Annotated in this window: 21 protein-coding genes and 1 tRNA gene; 13 read left to right on the top strand and 9 right to left on the bottom strand. The window is 42.2% G+C overall.

Annotation, left to right across the window (positions count from 1 at the left end):
* Positions 1-28 precede the first annotated feature (28 nt).
* The 5 genes from NF859_RS06045 to NF859_RS06025 all read left to right on the top strand — a co-directional run bounded on the left by NF859_RS06045 (position 29) and on the right by NF859_RS06025 (position 3,334).
* Entirely contained in the window at positions 29-337 is a 309-nt protein-coding gene (locus NF859_RS06045) for an antibiotic biosynthesis monooxygenase (RefSeq protein ID WP_252743444.1), read from the top strand.
* A 75-nt stretch (positions 338-412) separates the two neighbouring features.
* Positions 413-985, top strand: a complete 573-nt coding sequence (gene scpB / locus NF859_RS06040; protein ID WP_004069673.1) for an SMC-Scp complex subunit ScpB — start codon at positions 413-415, stop codon at positions 983-985.
* Positions 986-1,102: 117 nt separating this feature from the next.
* Positions 1,103-2,164 carry an OB-fold nucleic acid binding domain-containing protein gene (locus tag NF859_RS06035; protein WP_252743443.1) on the top strand — a complete coding sequence of 354 codons (1,062 nt, stop codon included), beginning with the start codon at positions 1,103-1,105 and terminating at the stop codon, positions 2,162-2,164.
* Between the two features lies 1 nt (position 2,165).
* Entirely contained in the window at positions 2,166-2,534 is a 369-nt protein-coding gene (locus NF859_RS06030) for a replication protein RepA (protein WP_252743442.1), read from the top strand.
* Entirely contained in the window at positions 2,531-3,334 is an 804-nt protein-coding gene (locus tag NF859_RS06025; protein ID WP_252743441.1) for an OB-fold nucleic acid binding domain-containing protein, read from the top strand. The genes NF859_RS06030 and NF859_RS06025 overlap by 4 nt, the downstream gene beginning before the upstream one ends.
* 32 nt (positions 3,335-3,366) lie before the next feature.
* On the opposite strand, the gene NF859_RS06020 is transcribed toward NF859_RS06025, so the two are convergent.
* The 3 genes from NF859_RS06020 to NF859_RS06010 are packed head-to-tail and all read right to left on the bottom strand — an operon-like array spanning position 3,367 to position 5,711.
* Complete coding sequence (locus NF859_RS06020) at positions 3,367-3,747, bottom strand: ribonucleoside-triphosphate reductase (RefSeq protein WP_252743440.1); 381 nt, start codon at positions 3,745-3,747, stop codon at positions 3,367-3,369.
* A 4-nt stretch (positions 3,748-3,751) separates the two neighbouring features.
* Positions 3,752-4,591, bottom strand: coding sequence for a geranylgeranylglycerol-phosphate geranylgeranyltransferase (locus NF859_RS06015; protein WP_252743527.1), 840 nt, complete (start codon positions 4,589-4,591; stop codon positions 3,752-3,754).
* A 46-nt stretch (positions 4,592-4,637) separates the two neighbouring features.
* The gene (locus NF859_RS06010; protein ID WP_252743439.1) at positions 4,638-5,711 is read right to left on the bottom strand and encodes a Clp1/GlmU family protein; all 1,074 of its coding nucleotides are present in this window, start codon (positions 5,709-5,711) and stop codon (positions 4,638-4,640) included.
* Between the two features lie 152 nt (positions 5,712-5,863).
* On the opposite strand from NF859_RS06010, the gene NF859_RS06005 reads away from it, so the two are divergent.
* A complete protein-coding gene (locus tag NF859_RS06005) occupies positions 5,864-6,328 on the top strand; it encodes an Lrp/AsnC family transcriptional regulator (RefSeq protein ID WP_087035410.1) in 465 nt (154 codons plus the stop codon).
* Here the strand turns inward: NF859_RS06005 and engB are convergent.
* Entirely contained in the window at positions 6,300-6,872 is a 573-nt protein-coding gene (engB, locus tag NF859_RS06000; protein WP_252743438.1) for a GTP-binding protein EngB, read from the bottom strand. The two genes, NF859_RS06005 and engB, sit on opposite strands and share 29 nt — an antisense overlap.
* A 70-nt stretch (positions 6,873-6,942) precedes the next feature.
* Between engB and NF859_RS05995 the strand changes: the two genes are divergently transcribed.
* The gene (locus tag NF859_RS05995; RefSeq protein ID WP_004069659.1) at positions 6,943-7,599 is read left to right on the top strand and encodes a hypothetical protein; all 657 of its coding nucleotides are present in this window, start codon (positions 6,943-6,945) and stop codon (positions 7,597-7,599) included.
* On the opposite strand, the gene NF859_RS05990 is transcribed toward NF859_RS05995, so the two are convergent.
* A complete protein-coding gene (locus tag NF859_RS05990; protein WP_004069658.1) occupies positions 7,596-7,766 on the bottom strand; it encodes a preprotein translocase subunit Sec61beta in 171 nt (56 codons plus the stop codon). The two genes, NF859_RS05995 and NF859_RS05990, sit on opposite strands and share 4 nt — an antisense overlap.
* Before the next feature lie 144 nt (positions 7,767-7,910).
* On the opposite strand from NF859_RS05990, the gene NF859_RS05985 reads away from it, so the two are divergent.
* The 5 genes from NF859_RS05985 to NF859_RS05965 all read left to right on the top strand — a co-directional run bounded on the left by NF859_RS05985 (position 7,911) and on the right by NF859_RS05965 (position 14,310).
* Positions 7,911-8,291, top strand: coding sequence for a 30S ribosomal protein S6e (locus NF859_RS05985; RefSeq protein ID WP_004069291.1), 381 nt, complete (start codon positions 7,911-7,913; stop codon positions 8,289-8,291).
* 108 nt (positions 8,292-8,399) lie between these two features.
* On the top strand, positions 8,400-9,632 hold the full coding sequence (locus NF859_RS05980) for a translation initiation factor IF-2 subunit gamma (protein ID WP_004069289.1): 1,233 nt from the start codon (positions 8,400-8,402) through the stop codon (positions 9,630-9,632).
* A gap of 24 nt (positions 9,633-9,656) precedes the next feature.
* Positions 9,657-10,064, top strand: coding sequence for a type II toxin-antitoxin system VapC family toxin (locus tag NF859_RS05975; RefSeq protein WP_252743437.1), 408 nt, complete (start codon positions 9,657-9,659; stop codon positions 10,062-10,064).
* Between the two features lie 54 nt (positions 10,065-10,118).
* Positions 10,119-13,649: a chromosome segregation protein SMC gene (smc, locus tag NF859_RS05970; RefSeq protein ID WP_252743436.1), complete on the top strand. Its 3,531-nt coding sequence runs from the start codon at positions 10,119-10,121 to the stop codon at positions 13,647-13,649.
* A 10-nt stretch (positions 13,650-13,659) separates the two neighbouring features.
* Complete coding sequence (locus NF859_RS05965) at positions 13,660-14,310, top strand: segregation and condensation protein A (RefSeq protein ID WP_252743435.1); 651 nt, start codon at positions 13,660-13,662, stop codon at positions 14,308-14,310.
* Here NF859_RS05965 and NF859_RS05960 read toward each other — a convergent pair.
* From NF859_RS05960 to NF859_RS05945, 4 genes are all read right to left on the bottom strand, one after another.
* Positions 14,268-14,732, bottom strand: a complete 465-nt coding sequence (locus NF859_RS05960; protein WP_252743434.1) for a hypothetical protein — start codon at positions 14,730-14,732, stop codon at positions 14,268-14,270. The two genes, NF859_RS05965 and NF859_RS05960, sit on opposite strands and share 43 nt — an antisense overlap.
* A 23-nt stretch (positions 14,733-14,755) precedes the next feature.
* Positions 14,756-14,863: transfer RNA gene (locus NF859_RS05955), tRNA-Met, on the bottom strand.
* A 50-nt stretch (positions 14,864-14,913) separates the two neighbouring features.
* A complete protein-coding gene (locus NF859_RS05950; RefSeq protein WP_252743433.1) occupies positions 14,914-15,669 on the bottom strand; it encodes a bifunctional fructose-bisphosphatase/inositol-phosphate phosphatase in 756 nt (251 codons plus the stop codon).
* A 2-nt stretch (positions 15,670-15,671) separates the two neighbouring features.
* Complete coding sequence (locus NF859_RS05945; protein WP_252743432.1) at positions 15,672-16,478, bottom strand: DUF63 family protein; 807 nt, start codon at positions 16,476-16,478, stop codon at positions 15,672-15,674.
* A gap of 94 nt (positions 16,479-16,572) precedes the next feature.
* Here NF859_RS05945 and NF859_RS05940 point away from each other — a divergent pair, with 94 nt between their 5' ends.
* On the top strand, positions 16,573-17,613 hold the full coding sequence (locus tag NF859_RS05940; RefSeq protein WP_252743431.1) for an NAD(P)-dependent glycerol-1-phosphate dehydrogenase: 1,041 nt from the start codon (positions 16,573-16,575) through the stop codon (positions 17,611-17,613).
* Positions 17,614-17,624: the final 11 nt, after the last annotated feature.

The raw sequence follows: 17,624 nt of genomic DNA, 5'->3' as shown, positions 1-17,624 counted from the left end.
CAAACTCCGAGAGTAATGAGGTGTTAATATGGCAATCATGAGGCTATGGCACGGGCGCGTGCCGAGGGAGAAAGGAGATGCCTACGAGCGCTTTTTGATAGAGCGGGCAGTTCCAGATTACAGTTCTGTTGATGGACTTTTGAAGCTCTACTTCACGAGGAGGGACGAGGAGAAAGAGATTCACTTCTTGCTCGTGACGATATGGGATTCATGGGACTCCATCAAGAAGTTCGCGGGTGAAAACCCTGAGCTGGCCAAATACTATCCCGAGGACGACGAGTTCCTTCTGGAGAAAGAGAAGTACGTCCAGCACTATGAAATCTTCTATGAAAAGTAATGGAAGGATCGAAAGCGATATAAAACAGAAAAGACAATAATGTGTTAATCCGAAAACTGTCCTTAGGTGATGATTATGGGATTAATAGAGGATAAGGCCTTGGTGGAGGCTGCCCTGTTTGTTGCGGGACGACCTTTAAGCCTTAAAGAGCTATCTAAAGCCCTTGGAATTAAATCCCTCGACTATCTTGAAAAGCTTATTGAACTTATAGCGGCTGAATATGCCGAGAGGAAAAGTGCCATAGAAGTTGTAAGGGTTCTCGGTGATAAATATGTGATGCAGGTTAAACAAGAATACTCCCAAAGGGTTATTCACCTCATGCCAAGGCCAGATCTGAGAACTGGAGAGCTCAAAACTCTTGCTTTGATAGCTTATCTACAGCCAATAGAGCAGAGCAAACTGGTAAAGCTCAGGGGAAGCCAAGCCTATGAACACATAAAACGCCTGTTAGAAATGGGTCTTATCTATGCAGAGCCGTATGAGAGGACTAAAATCCTTGGAACAACCCAGAAGTTTGCAGAGCTTTATGGATTCCCAGAAAACGACCCCTTGATAATAAAGGAAGCCTTCAAAAAGGTTGTTCATGCCGAATATTCCGACTTAATAGCAAAAATAGAGAAGCAACAAGAAGAGAAAAACGTGGAGTAGTAATTTCTTATACCGCTCGTTTTTCTTTTTCTGCACTATGAAGAAATTTTAAGGGTTTATTAAAGATTCAAAAACTTTAAATACCTGCTCTGCGAATTACTATTCAGGTGAGTGTATATGACGGTTATAACGAAAGAGGAGATTGTGGATAGGATAAGGAAAAAAACGGGTATGAGTCTAAAGGAAATAGAGCGTAAAATCAAGGAGATAGCTCAGACTAATGAAATCTCTGAACACGCAGCCGCACTTCTTTTGGCAGAACAGCTTGGAGTAGAAACCGAGGAGGAAGAGCCTGCTCTGATCCATATTGCCGATTTAGTTCCTGGAATGAGGAACATAAACGTAGTTGGTAGGGTTTTGCGCAAGTATCCTGTTAGAGAATACACTAAGAGGGATGGCTCAACAGGAAGGGTTGCTGCTCTTTTAATCTACGACAACACTGGAAGGGCAAGGGTTGTTTTGTGGGATTCTGAGATCGCAAAGTATTATAATGAGATCCAGCCCGGTACAGTGATCAAAATTATAAATGCGGATGTGAGAGAAAGTCTTAGAGGCCTTCCAGAGCTTCATGTTAACTTCAGGAGCAGAGTTATAATAAATCCCGAAGATCCAAGGGTTAAGGAAATCCCACCAATTGAGGAGGTTAGGAGCTACAACTACACGAGAAAAAACATAGGGGACTTGATGGGTGGAGAAAAGTTCGTTGAAGTTAGGGGTACAATAGCGAAGCTTTACAGGGTTATAGCATACGATGCATGTCCTCAGTGCAGGAGAAAAGTTGACTATGATCCGGCAACGGAGACATGGGTGTGTATAGAGCACGGTGAGGTTAAACCTATAAAAGCCACCATACTGGACTTTGGTCTCGATGACTCGACAGGCTACATAAGGGTTACCCTCTTTGGAGACGATGTAGTGGAGATTCTCGGAGCTGAGCCGGAAGATATTAGCGAGAAGCTTAAAGAGCTTGTAAATACTGGCTTAACTATGAGGGAAGCCGGAAGAAAGCTTGCAGAAGAAGAGTTCTACCATGTTCTCGGAAAAGAGATAATCGTCAGGGGAAACGTCGTTGAGGACAGATTCTTGGGGCTTATATTGAAAGCATCCTCATGGGATGAGGTTGAGTATGAAAGAGAAATTGAAAGAGTCAGGAGAGAGCTCTTGAAGGAGGTAGAGTGAGATGGAAGAAGTTCCTCAAATTAGGAGAAGAAAACCTGCGGTTGAAAAGAAAATTGCAGAGATAACTCCGGAAGATGTTAGAGTTTCACTGGTCGGCAAGGTTGTTAAAGTTGACAAAATAGACTATATCTTTTGGCTTGATGACGGAACTGGAGTTATAGCCATTGAATGTGAGGAAAACATCTTGCCCAAAATTGGACAAACGGTTAGGGTAATTGGCAGGGTCATTAGGAACGAAAAGGTTCACATATATGGAGAGGTGGTTCAAGATTTCAGCAATGTAAATCTGGAGTACCTTGAAGAGATTCAAGAACTAGAGAAGAAACTCTTACCTAAACTTGAAAACGCTCTTGTGTGGTGGTTAGAATGAAAAAGAGATTACCTTCAACAAGGGTTTACATAAAAGACATTCTAGAGGGATTTTATGTTAAGAGCGAGGGAGATTTCGAACCAAATTACCTTATCACAAAGGATGCAAGAAAAGTATATAGGGCAAAGATAGTGGGAACAGTGGTTAGAGAGCCCATAATTGCGGAAGATGAAACTTATGGAAAGTTCCAAGTAGATGATGGAACTGGAGTGATATGGGTTCTTGGATTTAGAGACGACACTAAGTTTGTCCGCTTGGTAAAGAGAGGAGACATGGTTCAGTTGATCGGAAAGATAGCCGAGTGGAGAGATGACAAACAAATACTCGTTGAGGGAGTTAGCAAAGTCGATCCTAATATGTGGATACTGCACCGATATGAGGCACTTAAAGACAAGGTTGAGCACATTAAAAAAGCCAGAACAGCGTTTGAGATATACAACACCTATGGAATTACCGCAAAGGCCAAGGTTATCGCAAAGAACAAGGGAATAAGTGAAGATTTGCTCACTACAATAGATGAGCTTTACGGCATAATAATGGAGCAAAAAGCCGAAGAGGCTGCTTTTGAGGAGGAATTGTTTGAGGAGGAATCTGCAGAAGTTAGTAAGGAACTTGAAGAGGCCAAGAAGGCCGTGTTGGAGATACTTAGGTCAAAGGGAACTGCGGTTTCATTGAAGTTCATCCAGAGAAAACTTCAAGATAAATACGATCCAGAGACAATTGAGGATGCAGTTAGAGCTCTCCTTGCGGAAGGAGAAATTTTTGAGCCTGAAGTCGGCTATTATCAAATACTCGAGTAGCCTCTTTCTTTTTAAATTTTAAAAAAAGAATGTCAGTATTGCTCTCTCATTGTCCTAATTACCGGATCGTAGATTAAGGTTGAAGTTATTCCATCTATAAGTCTGTAGAACTCGTTTTTGCCTCTCTCTAGATCCATGCTTTCTATCTTTAAAAGCTCGCACTTGTTGCCTAGTATCCACCTTCCAAGCACAATCTTTTCCCTTCCATCTTGCTCGATATCTATCCTTATAACGCCGTAAGGAATATCCGCAGTCCACCAGTTAGCTTTAAACATAACCTGCCATCCAAGTTCTTCTAAAACACTTGCAAGCCTGTCCATAGTTTCCCCAGGGCCATAGGGGGTTTTGAAGGTGATGACCATCCACAACTCCTTATCGGATAATTTATCTTTGATCTGATCCTTAAACTCCATAATCTCACACCTCCTTTGTCAGTGAGCCTAACAAGAAGCTGAACACCGCCAAATAAATGGCGAGTTTTAACTTCCGTTGAACTTTTCCAGCGGTAATTGGGGAGGGGTCTTTTAAAATTTCGTATGATGAAAATAAAATTATCCCATCTACAACTATTATTGGAAGGTATCCAAGGCCAATTCCGGCTTTTACGGGTAAGAATGAAGCGATTACAGTTGCAATGCTAAATAGAACACCAAGTTTTGATGCTTTTTCAACTCCCCAAACGATAGGGAGGGTTTTGGCTCCATGGGCTTTATCCCCTTCAACATCCTCCACATCCTTGAATATCTCCCTTGCGACGTTCACTAAAAACGCACAGAGAGCAAGATATCCGGCAAGGCCAATTTTTCCCACAGCAATAGCCCCGTAAAGAGGAGTAGCTCCAGTAAGGGTTGCTACTGCGAGATTCCCAACAAGTGGTGTGGGTTTGAGTCTCCAAGCGTAGAGGTACATCAGTAGATATGCTCCAAAGGCAAAGAAAAATGCCCACAGATTAAGCATATAAGCTATCAAAAGTCCTAAAGCAGATAAGCATAGTCCATAAACGAGGGCGACTTTTCTTGAGAGTGCTCCTCGGGGAAGTGGTCTGTTGGGTCGATTGATTTTATCGATCTCATAATCAAAATAATCGTTGATTATATTGCCCCAGCTGCACCCTAAGAATACCACAAGAAAGATCATCAAGCTTTTTTCATAGCTGGGAAGATTGCCTAACGCTACAGTAGCGCCCAAAATTCCAACTAAACCTGCTACAACACAGTTAGCTGGCCTTAGAATTTCCAAGAATCCCTTGAATTCCATTAGGCACACCTAATATTAAAATGGTAGAGCGGTTAAAAACCTTTCTCTAAAGGGCATCCCTGTGTAAAAGCCCAAGTTCCTCTCCGTCTTCCCGAACTCTAATTCTTCCAAACCTTATTTCGACGGCGTTTTTAATTTCATTTTCATTTAAAGGAGTTAGCACATGGGCTTTAAGCTCTTTGAAGTTTATCAGCTTCAGAATTCCAAGTCCCAGGCAAAAACCGTCTTTGTCTATAAAACCAATAAGGAGGTTGCTCAAGTTTTCTAAATCCACTGCGTTCATGGCATTTTTATCAAAATTTCTTGGGAAACTCCCGATGTCAGCCTTTACAACAAAATACCTGCTGGCAATTTTTCTCCCGTGGAAAATAAGCCACCTAAATAGACTCTCCAGGAGACTTTTCTCTTCTTCACTTATTTTTTTTCCCTGAAACATCTGGGTGCCGCTGATGTAAAACTTTCGAAGGTCTAGAATGTATTCACTGGAGTTTTCAAAGTACTTTTTCCACTTTTCTTTTCTTATTTGCCTTCTCTCTTCCCTTGTATGAGGCTTTGCATTTTCACTAATCGCTAGCCGAATCACTCTTGTTTTGTTTTCAAAAGGCCTGAGGATGTCCTCAAGCTCGTCTTTTCTCTGCAAAGCAAGCACCAGATCAGGCTTAACCATCTCTATTTTCATTCTTTTTAACTCAACTCCCGAACCATGAACTAGACCGGTAGTGTCTATTATAACGATGTCAGCTCTTCGTTTCATAGCCTCATTCACAAGGAGCTTAACTCCAGTTACCATCTCTCCAAAAAACTGATTTGGTGTTATTGTACCGACAAAATAGTGCTTTACAGGTTTTATTTCTTCCATTGTTGTGAAAATGCTGTCAGGAAACCCAAGACTTATGAGAGCAGGAGGCAAAATGCCTTTTTGACCAACGTCGCTGTCTACAATCGCTACTCTAAATCCTTGGGAGAGAAGCTCATTGGCTAGAAACACAGTTAGAGTTGTTTTCCCACTGTCAACTCCACCCAGTATCATAATCTTGAGGGGCTTTTTCTCTTCTTGAATGATTTTGAGGACTTCGTTTCTATCTTCTGGAACTTCCTGTGTGTATTTCGCCTTATTCATGATTGAAAGTAAAAAGGAAACAATTAAAAAGTTAACCCCAGAGTTTATGGGGGACTAAGTAGCGGAATCAATTTACAAAGACCAAAAGATTTATTAAACTATTAAACCTAATAGTTTGTGATTGCAAAATAAACAAAATGAGGTGGTAAAAAATGAATACCGAAGCTACACTTACATCAAGACAAGTAGAATTGCTCAAAAAGCTTTACAAAGAGGGAAAAACCATAGAGGTGCACACCGTTGAAAAAACCCAGGATGAAATAGCCGAAGAATTGGGAATAACAAGACAGGCCTTAAGCAATCATCTCAAGACCCTCAAGGAGCTCGGGTACATAAGAACGGGTAGAGGGTTTATAGATCTCACCGACAAAGCGTTGGAGTTTCTGGGTGAAAAGAAAGGAGATGTGTTCATCTTTGTCAGAATTGAACCCACGAAAAGAAAATCTGTTTACGATGCAATCAAAAAGCTCAAAGTTAAGCGCGTTTACAGGGTTACTGGAGATATAGACCTTATTGTTGAAGCAGATAAAACCAGACTTGATGAGATACTGGAGGAAATAGCCTCTCTCGATGGAGTTAGGGAGACAATCACCCACGTTGTTCTCGAGACTCTTTGATCTTTTCTTCTATCAATTTTCTAAGCTGGTCTAAGTTTGTCCCAAATTTTGCAGAGATTGGGACAAAAGTATCTTTGTAATCTTCCCACGTTCCATTGAGCCCAAATTTCTCTATGAGACGATTTATGGTTGCATTTAAGTTTTTCACTTTGTCCATCTTGTTGACTGCAACTATGGTTGGTATGTTAAGTTCTTGAAGAAACTGGAAGAACTCGACATCGATGGGTATCTCTCCCCTTTTCTCCCACCGCTCAATGATTTCAAGGGCGCTTTTTCCATCTACAACCAAAACCGCAAGCTCAATTTTATCGGCGTTGTCTTCTATAAAGCGCACTATTTCAGTTTTTATCTTTTCTTGAACATGTTTTGGTACTCCACTCATAAATCCAAACCCCGGCATGTCAATTATCGTTTTCCCCCTCCATCCTATCTCTATTGGTTTTCTCGTTACACCCGGCCTCTTGCCTCTCTTAACGTACTTCCCAGTAAGCCTAAATATCAGCGTGCTTTTCCCAACATTTGACCGTCCAACAAAGATTATCATTGACTCTCACCTTTTGACCTCGGAAAGGCTTAAGTAGAGTAACTTCAAAAATCTTTCTTAGGTGAGTGCCATGGAGAACCAACAGGGGAACCAGCTTGTTAATAAGTTTGTTGTTTCATTGACCGATGGACAGATACTTGGTTATGTGACCGACATTAATGTGGAAGTTGATCACGACCAGTTCTATTTTATTCTAAAAATCAAGCCCCTGGAGAACATAAGCAAGAGCGGTGAACTCCAGCCCGGCATGTTCTCAAGTGAAAGAAAGATAAAGATCAAGCCCACCGACATTGTCAGCGTTGGTCCAGATGTCATAATCCTCGGAAACGGTCAGGTTCCACCAATAAGGGAGATAGAGAGGCTCCACAACATAGCTTCGGAATACAACGCTTTGGTGAAAGAGCTGGAGCACAAAGAAAAGGTTATTGCAGAGCTTAAGGAGGAAAACTCAAAGCTGATTAAACAGATTGACGAACTTACCAGAGAGGTAAAGAGGCTTCAGGTTCTCAAAGAGGACTTTGAGCACTTAAAAGAACAGCTTATAAAGCAAGAAGGACAGCTTGAGATGGCGAAAGAGTATATAAAGCTCCTAGAAGGGTTAAGGCATGATATAGACCAGATAAAAGCAGACGTCGAGACTCTCATAAAGGGATACATCGAGGACGTCATTAGAAAAATAGTGAATGAAGAGTTAAACGCAAGGGGTTTAAAGAAAACTCTCCTCTAGCCAAATATTTGATGACCAAACACATTGAGCAGTATCTCAATAGCCACAAATATCAATACTATTGCTATTGCCCCTTTGGGGCTTATTTTTATTGCCCTTGTGTCTTCGTCAAAGAATCTCATTAAACCCGCACCGGTTGGGGGGAGAGTTGTTTTTTCCTTGGCCATTGTATCACCTCTTGTTGAGAAGATGAGCATAAGCATATAAAAAAGTTTTTGTTGAAGAAACCTTTTTAAATGAAGCCGCTTAGCCCATGGTGGACAAGGGGTTTACCCAATGAATCCCGCTAATGAAAGTGGAGGTGGGAGGAAATGGCAACATTTAAGCTTGTAATATCCGATCCAAAGAGTGGTATCGCAAAGCAGGTCGAAATTACTGGAGCTGAGGCAGATAAATTGATTGGACTTAGAATAGGAGACGAAATAGAGGCTAAGGAGTTAGGGCTTAATTTGAGTGAAATCTTTGGAAGTGAAATTCCAGCAGATGTTAAGCTTAAAATAACCGGTGGAACTGACAAAGATGGCTTCCCAATGAGGCCTGACGTTCATGGGCCAAGAAGGGTTAGAATTCTCCTTTCAAGAGGTCCTGGATTTAGGCCTCAAGAGAGGGGAGAAAGGAGGAAGAAAACCGTTAGGGGCAACACAATAAGCCCCGAAATTGCTCAAATAAATGTTAAAATTGTCTATCCATGAACCTTCCTTCTCCATTCTTTAATCTTTAATTGTCATCGATTAATTTAAAAGTCCTTGTGGTAAGGTTAATAAGGGAGAATAAACCCTTAATTTTGGAGGCGAGGAAAAATGGCAAAGAAGAAGTTTAAGCAGGCTGAGGTTAATATCGGTATGGTTGGTCACGTTGATCACGGTAAGACAACACTAACAAAAGCTCTAACCGGAATTTGGACTGACACACATAGCGAGGAGCTTAGAAGGGGTATCACAATTAAGATAGGTTTTGCCGATGCTGAAATAAGAAAGTGTCCAAGCTGTGGAAGGTATTCTACTTCTCCAAAATGTCCATACTGTGGTGCTGAAACCGAGTTCGAGAGGAGAGTTTCTTTTATAGACGCCCCGGGCCACGAGGCTTTGATGACCACAATGCTGGCTGGGGCTTCTTTGATGGATGGTGCAGTTTTGGTTATTGCCGCAAATGAGCCATGCCCAAGACCTCAAACGAGAGAGCACTTAATGGCATTGCAGATAGTAGGAAACAAGAACATAATAATCGCCCAAAACAAGATTGAGCTCGTAACGAAGGAACAAGCCATGGAAAACTACAGACAGATTAAGGAGTTCATCAAGGGCACTGTAGCGGAAAATGCTCCCATAATTCCAATATCCGCCCTTCACGGAGCAAACATAGACGTGCTGATAAAGGCTATAGAGGACTTCATTCCAACACCCAAAAGGGATCCAAACAAACCCCCAAGAATGCTTGTTTTGAGAAGTTTTGATGTCAATAAGCCTGGAACTCCTCCCGAAAAGCTTGTTGGTGGGGTTATCGGGGGTTCAATTATTCAAGGAAAGCTCAAAGTTGGGGATGAGATCGAAATAAGACCCGGGGTTCCCTATGAGGAGCATGGAAGAATAAAATACGAGCCCATAACCACTGAGATAGTCTCCCTTCAGGCAGGGGGACGATTTGTAGAAGAGGCATATCCCGGTGGATTGGTGGGAGTTGGCACTAAGCTTGATCCCTTCTTGACTAAGGGAGATTTAATGGCAGGTAATGTTGTCGGAAAGCCAGGAAAGCTTCCACCGGTTTGGCAGGATCTTAGGTTAGAAGTGCACCTCCTTGAAAGGGTAGTTGGGACAGAAGAAGAACTTAAAGTAGAGCCGATAAAGAGGAAGGAGATACTCCTCCTCAACGTAGGGACGGCAAGAACAATGGGTCTCGTAACTGGATTAAGCAAAGACGAGATTGAACTCAAGCTCCAAATCCCGATATGTGCAGAGCCTGGAGAAAGAGTTGCAATTAGCAGACAGGTAGGCTCAAGGTGGAGACTTATCGGCTACGGCTTCATAAGGGAGTGATTCTTTCCCTTTTTTGGTGATTTTATGCGGAAGTGGATTGTTATTCCAGACACGAATTTTCTTTTAATCCCCGGTCAGTTTGGAGTTGATATAGTGGGCGAGCTTCATAGAATCCTCGATGTGAAGTTTGAGATCCTCATTCCGAACGTTGTTCTTGACGAGCTCAGTGTAATAGAGCGTAAGGTCAAAGGAAAAGATCTCATAGCTGTTAGAATGGCCAAAAGGCTGGCTGAAAAGTTTAATATTGTGGAGATAGGCAGGTTTGGAGAAAAACCTATAGACCAGCAGATACTTGAGTTTGCACTAAAAACCCCAAATGTGATAGTATGCACCAATGACAAAGCATTAAAGAGAAAACTCCGCGAAAATGGTATCCCTGTGGTCTATTTGCGACAAAAAAAGATTCTTGAGCTTGAAGGCATGCTCTCTTAAGGCGGAGAAAGGTATATAACTACGTTTTACCTTAACTCGGCTTAGGTGTTAAATATGCCCTATGTAGAGAGACTAGAGATGAAAGGTTTCAAATCATATGGAAACAGAAAGGTTGTAGTTCCTTTTTCTCGTGGGTTCACAGCGATAGTTGGTGCCAATGGAAGCGGCAAAAGCAACATCGGTGATGCTATTCTCTTTGTTCTCGGAGGTTTATCAGCGAAGGCAATGCGTGCAACAAGGATAAGCGACCTAATATTTGCGGGTACGAGGGAAGAACAGCCGGCCAAATATGCAGAGGTTGCGATATATTTCAACAACGAAGATAGAGGATTTCCAATAGATGAGGACGAAGTAGTCATAAAGCGGCGCGTCTATCCAGATGGGAGAAGTGTTTACTGGCTTAATGGAAAGAGAACCAGCAGAAGTGATATCCTCGATTTGTTGAGCGCTGCAATGATATCTCCCGATGGCTACAACTTAGTTCTCCAAGGTGACATAACCAAGTTCATTAAAATGAGCCCAACCGAGAGGAGAATGATAATAGACGAGATTTCGGGAGTAGCGGAATACGATGAGAAGAAAAAGAAAGCTCTGGAAGAGCTAAGGCAAGCAGAAGAGAACTTAGCTAGGGTTGATCTTCTAATTAGGGAAGTGAAAACACAGCTCGACAAGCTCGAAAAAGAAAGGAACGATGCTTTAAGGTACTTAGACCTAAAAGAAAAGCTGGAGATAGCCAGGACAACTTTGCTCGTGGGAGAAGTGAAAAGGCTTGAGAATTTAATTGCAGAAAGCCAGAAAAGAGACAAGGAAATCGAAGAAGAAATAAATGAGATCAGTAAAAAGCTGGAAGAGATTGCAAAGGAAATAATCGAAAAGGAAAGAACCCTTAACCAGATTGAAAGAGAGCTCGAAGAGAAAAGCGAAGATGGCATTCTTGAAGTAACGAGGAAGATAAGCGAAGTTAATTCCAAAATAGAGCTGGCAAAGAGAAACATTGAGATAGCAAATAGAGAAATTGAAGAAAGTCAAAGAAGGCTCGTGAAAACAAAGGAAGAGCTTAAGGCTGTTTCTGAGGAAATCGAAAAGAGCAAATCTGCAATAGAAAGATGGAAAAAGAGGAAAGAAAAGCTTCTCAAAGACATAAAGGAAAAAGAGAAAGAAAGGAATGAACTGGTTCTAAAGCTGGCAGAAATAGACAAAAACTTCTCAATAGCTAAGGAGGAATTCGACAAAGTTGAAAAAGAACTTGAAGACTCAAAAAAGGAGTACTACCTCAAAGAAAGTGAAATCGAAAAGATGAACGATGAGATAGAGAGAATCAAGACCAAAAATGCTCAATACTCTGCAAAAAGATTGGCACTTAAGAGTAAGATTGAAGAAACCAGAAAGGAAATCGAAAAGAAAAAAGCTGAGTTGTCAGAAGTAGAGGGTAAGATGGAAAAAATCACCAGCAGGCTGAGAAGACTTGAGAAGGAGCTCGAAGAAAAGCAGCAAAAGCTGGAAAAAATCCTTCCCGAGATTAAAAAAGTAAATGAAGAACTTATAAAAGCCGAGGCACAAAGAGAAATCAGCGGCAATAGGACACTTGAGGCATTGAAGAAAGCGAACATTCCCGGAATTTACGGCTCTCTGGCGGAGCTTATAAAGGTCAAGGATGAGAGCTACCTCACCGCTGTTGAAGTCGCCCTCGGTTCTCATGCTGACAACGTGGTTGTTGAAGATGATAAAGTTGCAGAGAAAGCAATAACTTTCCTCAAGAGAAACAAGCTTGGAAGACTCACATTTCTTCCATTAAATAAAATAAAGCCGCGCAAACTTACTGAGACTTCAAAGGGCATCCCCGTTATGGACGTTATTGAATATAATCCGAAGTTCAGAAACGCTGTTTCATTTGCCGTTGGGGATACTTTGATAGTCACCGATATGAATGAAGCCAGAGAGGTTGGAATTGGAAAAGTTAGAATGGTTACTCTTGAGGGCGAACTCTTAGAGAGAAGTGGCGCAATTGTCGGAGGTTATTACAGACCAAAGGCGAAGCTTGGGATAAATACCGATGAAATAAAGAAACGCTTGGAGGCTCTGGAAAGAGAAAAAGACTCTCTGGAGTCCCAGATAAATGCTCTCAAAATTGAGCAGAAAGGATTGGAAAGAGAGCTATTTGAGCTGAGAATGAAAAAGAGCGACCTTTCAAAAGATCTTCAGGTTCTCCAAAAGGAAATGGATAGACTGCTCAATGAAGATAATGCCCTGAAAGAGGAAATCGAAGAAGGTGAAAAGAGAATAAAAGAGCTTGAAGAGTTGATTCATCAGACAAAAGGCGAGCTTGCAAAGCTCAGCGGAAGAATAGAGAGACTTGAGAAGAAGAGGGAAAAGCTGAGAAAAGCACTTGACAACCCAGAGGCAAGAGAACTTAACCAGAAGATAAGAGAAGTAGAGCACGAGCTCAGTGCCCTTAGAGAGGAGCTCAGTAAAGTTGAATCAAAGCTTGAAAACCTCGATGTTAGGATTAACGAAGAACTAATTCCAAGAAAAGCTGATCTGGAGGAAGAGATTGAAGGGCTTATAAACAGAATAAACGCCTTCAAGGCCAGCATAAGCAAAAACGAAGAAGACATTGCCAAACTGCAGGAAGAACTCAAGAAGCTGCAAGAGGCAGAGGAGGAAGTGAAGGAGGAGCTTAAGCATCTTAGGGATGAAAGAGAAAAACTTAGGGAAGAAATCTCGCAGTTAAGAGAAAAGAAGGAGGAGCTCAGAGATACCCTGCAAAAACTTAGAATTGAGGCAAATTCACTCAAGATAAGAATCGCTCAATACGAAGCCCAGCTCCAGGAGAAGAACAGAGAGCTTAAGCATCACGACGTTAAGCTTGTTAAAGAAATCCCACTCGACTTGGAGAAGCTCAGAGAGGAAATAGATGAAATGGAAGAAGAAATTAGAAGGCTTGAGCCTGTGAACATGAAAGCAATTGAAGATTATGAAGTTGTAGAGAGGCGTTACCTTGAGCTCAGATCAAAGAGAGAAAGACTTGAGGCGGAAAAAGACAGCATCGTCGAGTTCATAAATGAAATAGAGGCGCAGAAAAAGAACGTCTTCATGAGAACGCTGAATGCCATTGCAAAGAACTTTTCAGAGCTGTTTGCAAAGCTTTCCCCCGGCGGAGAGGCTAGGCTAATACTCGAAAATCCCGAGGATCCCTTCAGCGGTGGACTGGACATAGAGGCAAAGCCCGCTGGAAAGGAAGTAAAGAGAATAGAGGCAATGAGCGGTGGAGAAAAGGCATTGACGGCATTGGCTTTTGTCTTTGCAATTCAGCACTTTAAGCCAGCCCCGTTCTATCTCTTTGACGAAATCGATGCCCACCTTGATGATGCAAATGTAAAGAGGGTCGCCGATCTAATAAAAGAAGCCTCTAAAGACAGCCAGTTCATAGTAATAACACTTAGGGACGTCATGATGGCTAATGCGGACAAGATTATAGGAGTATCAATGCGCAACGGAATTTCAAGGGTTGTAAGCCTAAGCTTGGAGAAAGCGATGGAATATTTAGAGAAGGCGAGGGCGAAGAATGCAAACGCCGCAATCTAGGTGAAAGAAAATGGAACACAAAAGAGAGGAAGAGATAACTCCCATTGACATCCTCCTCCAGCTCGTCACAATGGGTAAGGTAGACCCTTGGAACATAGACATAGTTGATCTCACAGAGAAGTACATCGAGAGGATTAGGGAGATGCAGGATCTCGACTTAAGGATATCTGCCAGGGCAATCCTCGCCGCCTCCATCCTTCTTAGGATGAAAACTGAAGCTCTGCTTTACGGTAATGAGGAAGAGGAAGAAGAGAAGGAAGAAGAAAGGATAAGGGTTGAAGTGGAACCTTATGTACCCCCTTTGAGAAGAGTGGAGCGCTATTATACGCTTGATGATCTCATTGAGGCCCTCATGGATGCACTGGAAGAGGCGGAAAAGAAAAAACCCCGGAAGAAAAAGAAAGTTGATATTGAAGAAGAGATATTCGTTGTTGATGACTTCAGGGTGGACATAGAGAAGCATGTGAACAGGCTTTATGCAATAGTCAAAGAGCTCTACGAAGAAACAAAGGAGAAAATATCCTTCTGGGAGCTGATATTTGACCCAACTCCTAAGATAATAGCAAGAACATTCCTTTATTTGCTGTTTTTAGCAAACATGGGAAAAGTCGAGCTTATTCAAGAGGAACCCTTTGGGGAGATATTTGTAGTCCCGACGTAGTCCCTTTCTTTCCTTTTTGTAGGCCTGAATGTTATAGCAAGTAAAGGTTCTTCTTTCCCCACATAGATAACTCTCTTCTCCCTGTTTATGTAGAAGTAAAAGCTGCCATCAGGAATTTCGCTTAAAAACTTCCGTGGAGTTGTTTTCTTTGCAACCTTTTTGTCTCCCCAAAATACGCACTCGTAGGCTTCTTCAATGTCTTTGACTTTCTCAAAAATTTCTGAGAGGGGGAGTTTTCTCCATTCCAGTTTGGAGCACACGAGGGACTTTCTTTTATCCGTGAATATAACGATCTTATCGTTAACTTCAATTTTCTCTGCTCCTTTAAGGAAATCCAGAAGAGCCGAGTAAATTTTTTCATATCTTCTGCTTTTTGAAAGGCGTTTGATTATTCTCTCCTTGGCATGGTTTGTGAGCAGCATAAGAACACCAAGAAAAATTTTAATGGTGCCGGGGGCGGGCTTTGAACCCGCGACCTCCCGGTTTCCCAGGCTCCCCCGAAGGGGAGCAGCCCTATGAGCCGGGCGCTCTGACCAGGCTGAGCCACCCCGGCACTTCCGCATATACCTCTTTGTACTTTGTTTTTAAATCTTTCGCCGTTTATTAAATAACTTCAAGTATGAGCTCAAGGAGTCTCTTATCATTTACCGCTATTATGTTGAGCTTTTCCCTTGCATCTAATCTAAACTTTATTTCCTCTCCGCTATCGTTGGTTATAATAGCTCCAGCTTCTTTTGCGATTATGTAACCTGCTGCTATGTCTGTCGGCCTTACATAGTTCCTTATGTCTATTACCCCATCTAAGGAACCCCTTGCGAGGTATGCAAGCTCAACTGCTATAGCACCTAAAACCCTCGTTCTCTTAACTTTCTCAACGAGCTCTGCTCCCCTACCTCTTGTGTAGAAGCTTATTGAGATAGACTTTTCATTTAAATGCCTAACTCGTATTCTCTCCCCGTTTAGATAGGCTCCCTCACGGGGAATTCCTTCATAAACGTTCTTTGTGATGAACTCGTAGATCATAGCATAGACGGGTTTTTCGTTTTTGAAAACTGCAAAGCTGAATCCAAAGATAGGAATGCCTTGGATAAAGTTGAAAGAGCCATCGATGGGGTCAACGACAATAGTGTATTCACTTCCAGCCTCTATGTTCCCTATCTCCTCACTTACTACGTTTACGCCAAGAGGTCTGAGGTACTCCAGAACAATATCTTCTGCAACTTTATCTACGAGTTTAGTTTTGTCACCACTCGGACTAAACCCGATGAATTCTCCAGCCTTCTTTGTCCCAAAGAGAGGCATTACTTCTCTTTCAATATCCTTTGCGAGATTTAGGGCTATTTCATTCCATTCATACATATCTAAACCCCCATAAGCATTCTCAGAAGATTTCTCGTTCCAGGGGCAAAGCCAAGGATAAACATTACCATCTTTATAAAATCCATAAGCTCCTTCTCACTTTCGCTCTCCTGAAGCTCTTCCATCAGGTAGAGGGCGACCATTAAAACGGAAAACTTCAAAAGGTACATAACTGCGGCAGTTCCGGTTAGGCTCATGAGGTACCTCGGCAGCACGTGTTGCTCCCAGTAACCGAGAAAATCAACCCCTACAAACGTTGTCGTTGCGTCGTAAAAGTGGGCATAGAAAAGGTAGGAGTTTTCTCTTACGAGCCTTATCTTCTTGGAAAGGAGATAAACCACAGCCAGGGCAAGCGATGCAAAGGGTATGAAGTACTTTAAAACTTCGAAGTTAAAGCTTACTTTGTCCAGATTAAAAAGCAGGAGCAGAACTTCCCCACCAACGAGGGCCCATCCAGAGTAAAGGAAAACTTTTCTCCAGTCTTCAAAGAATTTATGCGTTATTAAAAGAGCGGAGAAGGTTATTGCAAACACGAGAAAATATATACCCGGCGTAACTGTGAGATAAGTCCTAGGTATTATCGTCGCATCTGTAAGAGCCCTCCCAAAGGCGCCCAGAATCATGTAAGGGATTAAAGCCCTAAAGAACGCGTTGTCATACTTTATGCCAAGTTTTTTAAGAACCTTATAAACCCCAAGGGCCGCCAATCCAAGAATTATTGCATATGTGAGGGTGTTCACAATGTTGTAGCCTTGATTATACCTTATTGGGTCTATGAAATATCTCTGAAAGATCTCTCCAATGCCCATTTAATCACCTGAATGAATATTCCGGGATTAGTTAAAACTTTTTCCTCCAATTATTTTTTAAGCTCTGAGGGAGAAGAATAGAGGGGGGATGATCATGCATTTAATGGAACTACCAAGGGAGGTTCTTCTTGGTGAAAACCTTAAGGATAAGGTTAGCCAAGTTGCCAAGCGGCTCAAATTGGGTGAAAAGGCTCTAATTCTCTACGGTCCAAAAACTAAGGAAATCGCCGGAAAAGATGTGGAAAAGCATCTAAGGGATTTTTTTGAAGTAGAGGGCCTGATAGTGAAGGAAGCTTCAATGAAGGAAGTTGAAAAGACCCTCAACGTGATACGGAATGAGGGCATAAACTGGGTTATCGGTGTTGGGGGTGGGAGCATAATAGATGTAGCAAAGCTGGCTTCTTTTAAGGCCGATATTCCCTTCATAAGCTTTCCTACAACTGCTTCTCACGATGGCATTGCAAGCGCAAACGCTTCAATAAAGGACCTCGGCACCAAAACTTCAGTAAAAGCCCGTCCTCCTGTAGCGATTATTGCAGATGTTGAGGTCATAAAAACAGCTCCCTATAGGTACCTTGCAGCTGGAGTTGGCGATATGATAAGCAACCTCACGGCGGTAAAGGACTGGGAGCTGGCCCATAAAATTAAGGGAGAATATTTCAGCGAATATGCTGCTTCGCTTTCTCTTATGAGCGCAAAGATGGTTATCAAGAACGCTGACATTATACGATTGGGCAACGAGGAAAGCGTGAGAAAGGTAATAAAGGGATTGATCTCAAGCGGTGTAGCAATGAGCATAGCCGGTTCCTCCAGACCTGCAAGCGGTGCAGAACATCTCTTCAGCCATGCATTGGATGCAATAGCTCCAAAGCCTGCCCTTCATGGAGAGCAGTGTGGAGTGGGAACAATAATAATGGCTTATCTGCATGGCCTTAAGTGGCAAAAGATTAGGGAAACCTTAAAGAAGGTTGGGGCACCTACTAATGCATACGAGTTGGGAATTGATCCAGAGTACATTGTGGAGGCATTAACAATAGCCCACACAATTAGGCCCGAGAGATACACAATTTTGGGTAAAGATGGCCTCACAAGGGAAGCGGCTGAGAAAGCGGCTAAAATAACGGGTGTAATATGATCATCCTTCAT

Origin of the sequence: Thermococcus alcaliphilus, assembly GCF_024054535.1 — an archaeon.
Taxonomy (GTDB): Archaea; Methanobacteriota_B; Thermococci; order Thermococcales; family Thermococcaceae; genus Thermococcus_A; species Thermococcus_A alcaliphilus.
The sequence above is the reverse complement of the archived record's forward strand: the minus strand, read 5'-3'. Positions and strand labels throughout refer to the sequence as shown.

Excerpts from the sequence above, each read along its gene's own strand:
- NF859_RS05940 (WP_252743431.1), top strand. The coding sequence starts at position 16,573 with ATGCATTTAATGGAACTACCAAGGGAGGTTCTTCTTGGTGAAAACCTT.
- NF859_RS05980 (WP_004069289.1), top strand. The coding sequence starts at position 8,400 with ATGGCAAAGAAGAAGTTTAAGCAGGCTGAGGTTAATATCGGTATGGTT.
- scpB (WP_004069673.1), top strand. The coding sequence starts at position 413 with ATGGGATTAATAGAGGATAAGGCCTTGGTGGAGGCTGCCCTGTTTGTT.
- NF859_RS05995 (WP_004069659.1), top strand. The coding sequence starts at position 6,943 with ATGGAGAACCAACAGGGGAACCAGCTTGTTAATAAGTTTGTTGTTTCA.
- NF859_RS06030 (WP_252743442.1), top strand. The coding sequence starts at position 2,166 with ATGGAAGAAGTTCCTCAAATTAGGAGAAGAAAACCTGCGGTTGAAAAG.
- NF859_RS05960 (WP_252743434.1), bottom strand. The coding sequence starts at position 14,732 with ATGCTGCTCACAAACCATGCCAAGGAGAGAATAATCAAACGCCTTTCA.
- NF859_RS05965 (WP_252743435.1), top strand. The coding sequence starts at position 13,660 with ATGGAACACAAAAGAGAGGAAGAGATAACTCCCATTGACATCCTCCTC.
- NF859_RS06005 (WP_087035410.1), top strand. The coding sequence starts at position 5,864 with ATGAATACCGAAGCTACACTTACATCAAGACAAGTAGAATTGCTCAAA.
- NF859_RS05990 (WP_004069658.1), bottom strand. The coding sequence starts at position 7,766 with ATGGCCAAGGAAAAAACAACTCTCCCCCCAACCGGTGCGGGTTTAATG.
- NF859_RS05950 (WP_252743433.1), bottom strand. The coding sequence starts at position 15,669 with ATGTATGAATGGAATGAAATAGCCCTAAATCTCGCAAAGGATATTGAA.
- NF859_RS05945 (WP_252743432.1), bottom strand. The coding sequence starts at position 16,478 with ATGGGCATTGGAGAGATCTTTCAGAGATATTTCATAGACCCAATAAGG.
- NF859_RS06020 (WP_252743440.1), bottom strand. The coding sequence starts at position 3,747 with ATGGAGTTTAAGGATCAGATCAAAGATAAATTATCCGATAAGGAGTTG.
- NF859_RS06045 (WP_252743444.1), top strand. The coding sequence starts at position 29 with ATGGCAATCATGAGGCTATGGCACGGGCGCGTGCCGAGGGAGAAAGGA.
- NF859_RS06025 (WP_252743441.1), top strand. The coding sequence starts at position 2,531 with ATGAAAAAGAGATTACCTTCAACAAGGGTTTACATAAAAGACATTCTA.
- NF859_RS05985 (WP_004069291.1), top strand. The coding sequence starts at position 7,911 with ATGGCAACATTTAAGCTTGTAATATCCGATCCAAAGAGTGGTATCGCA.
- NF859_RS05975 (WP_252743437.1), top strand. The coding sequence starts at position 9,657 with ATGCGGAAGTGGATTGTTATTCCAGACACGAATTTTCTTTTAATCCCC.
- smc (WP_252743436.1), top strand. The coding sequence starts at position 10,119 with ATGCCCTATGTAGAGAGACTAGAGATGAAAGGTTTCAAATCATATGGA.
- NF859_RS06010 (WP_252743439.1), bottom strand. The coding sequence starts at position 5,711 with ATGAATAAGGCGAAATACACACAGGAAGTTCCAGAAGATAGAAACGAA.
- NF859_RS06035 (WP_252743443.1), top strand. The coding sequence starts at position 1,103 with ATGACGGTTATAACGAAAGAGGAGATTGTGGATAGGATAAGGAAAAAA.
- NF859_RS06015 (WP_252743527.1), bottom strand. The coding sequence starts at position 4,591 with ATGGAATTCAAGGGATTCTTGGAAATTCTAAGGCCAGCTAACTGTGTT.
- engB (WP_252743438.1), bottom strand. The coding sequence starts at position 6,872 with ATGATAATCTTTGTTGGACGGTCAAATGTTGGGAAAAGCACGCTGATA.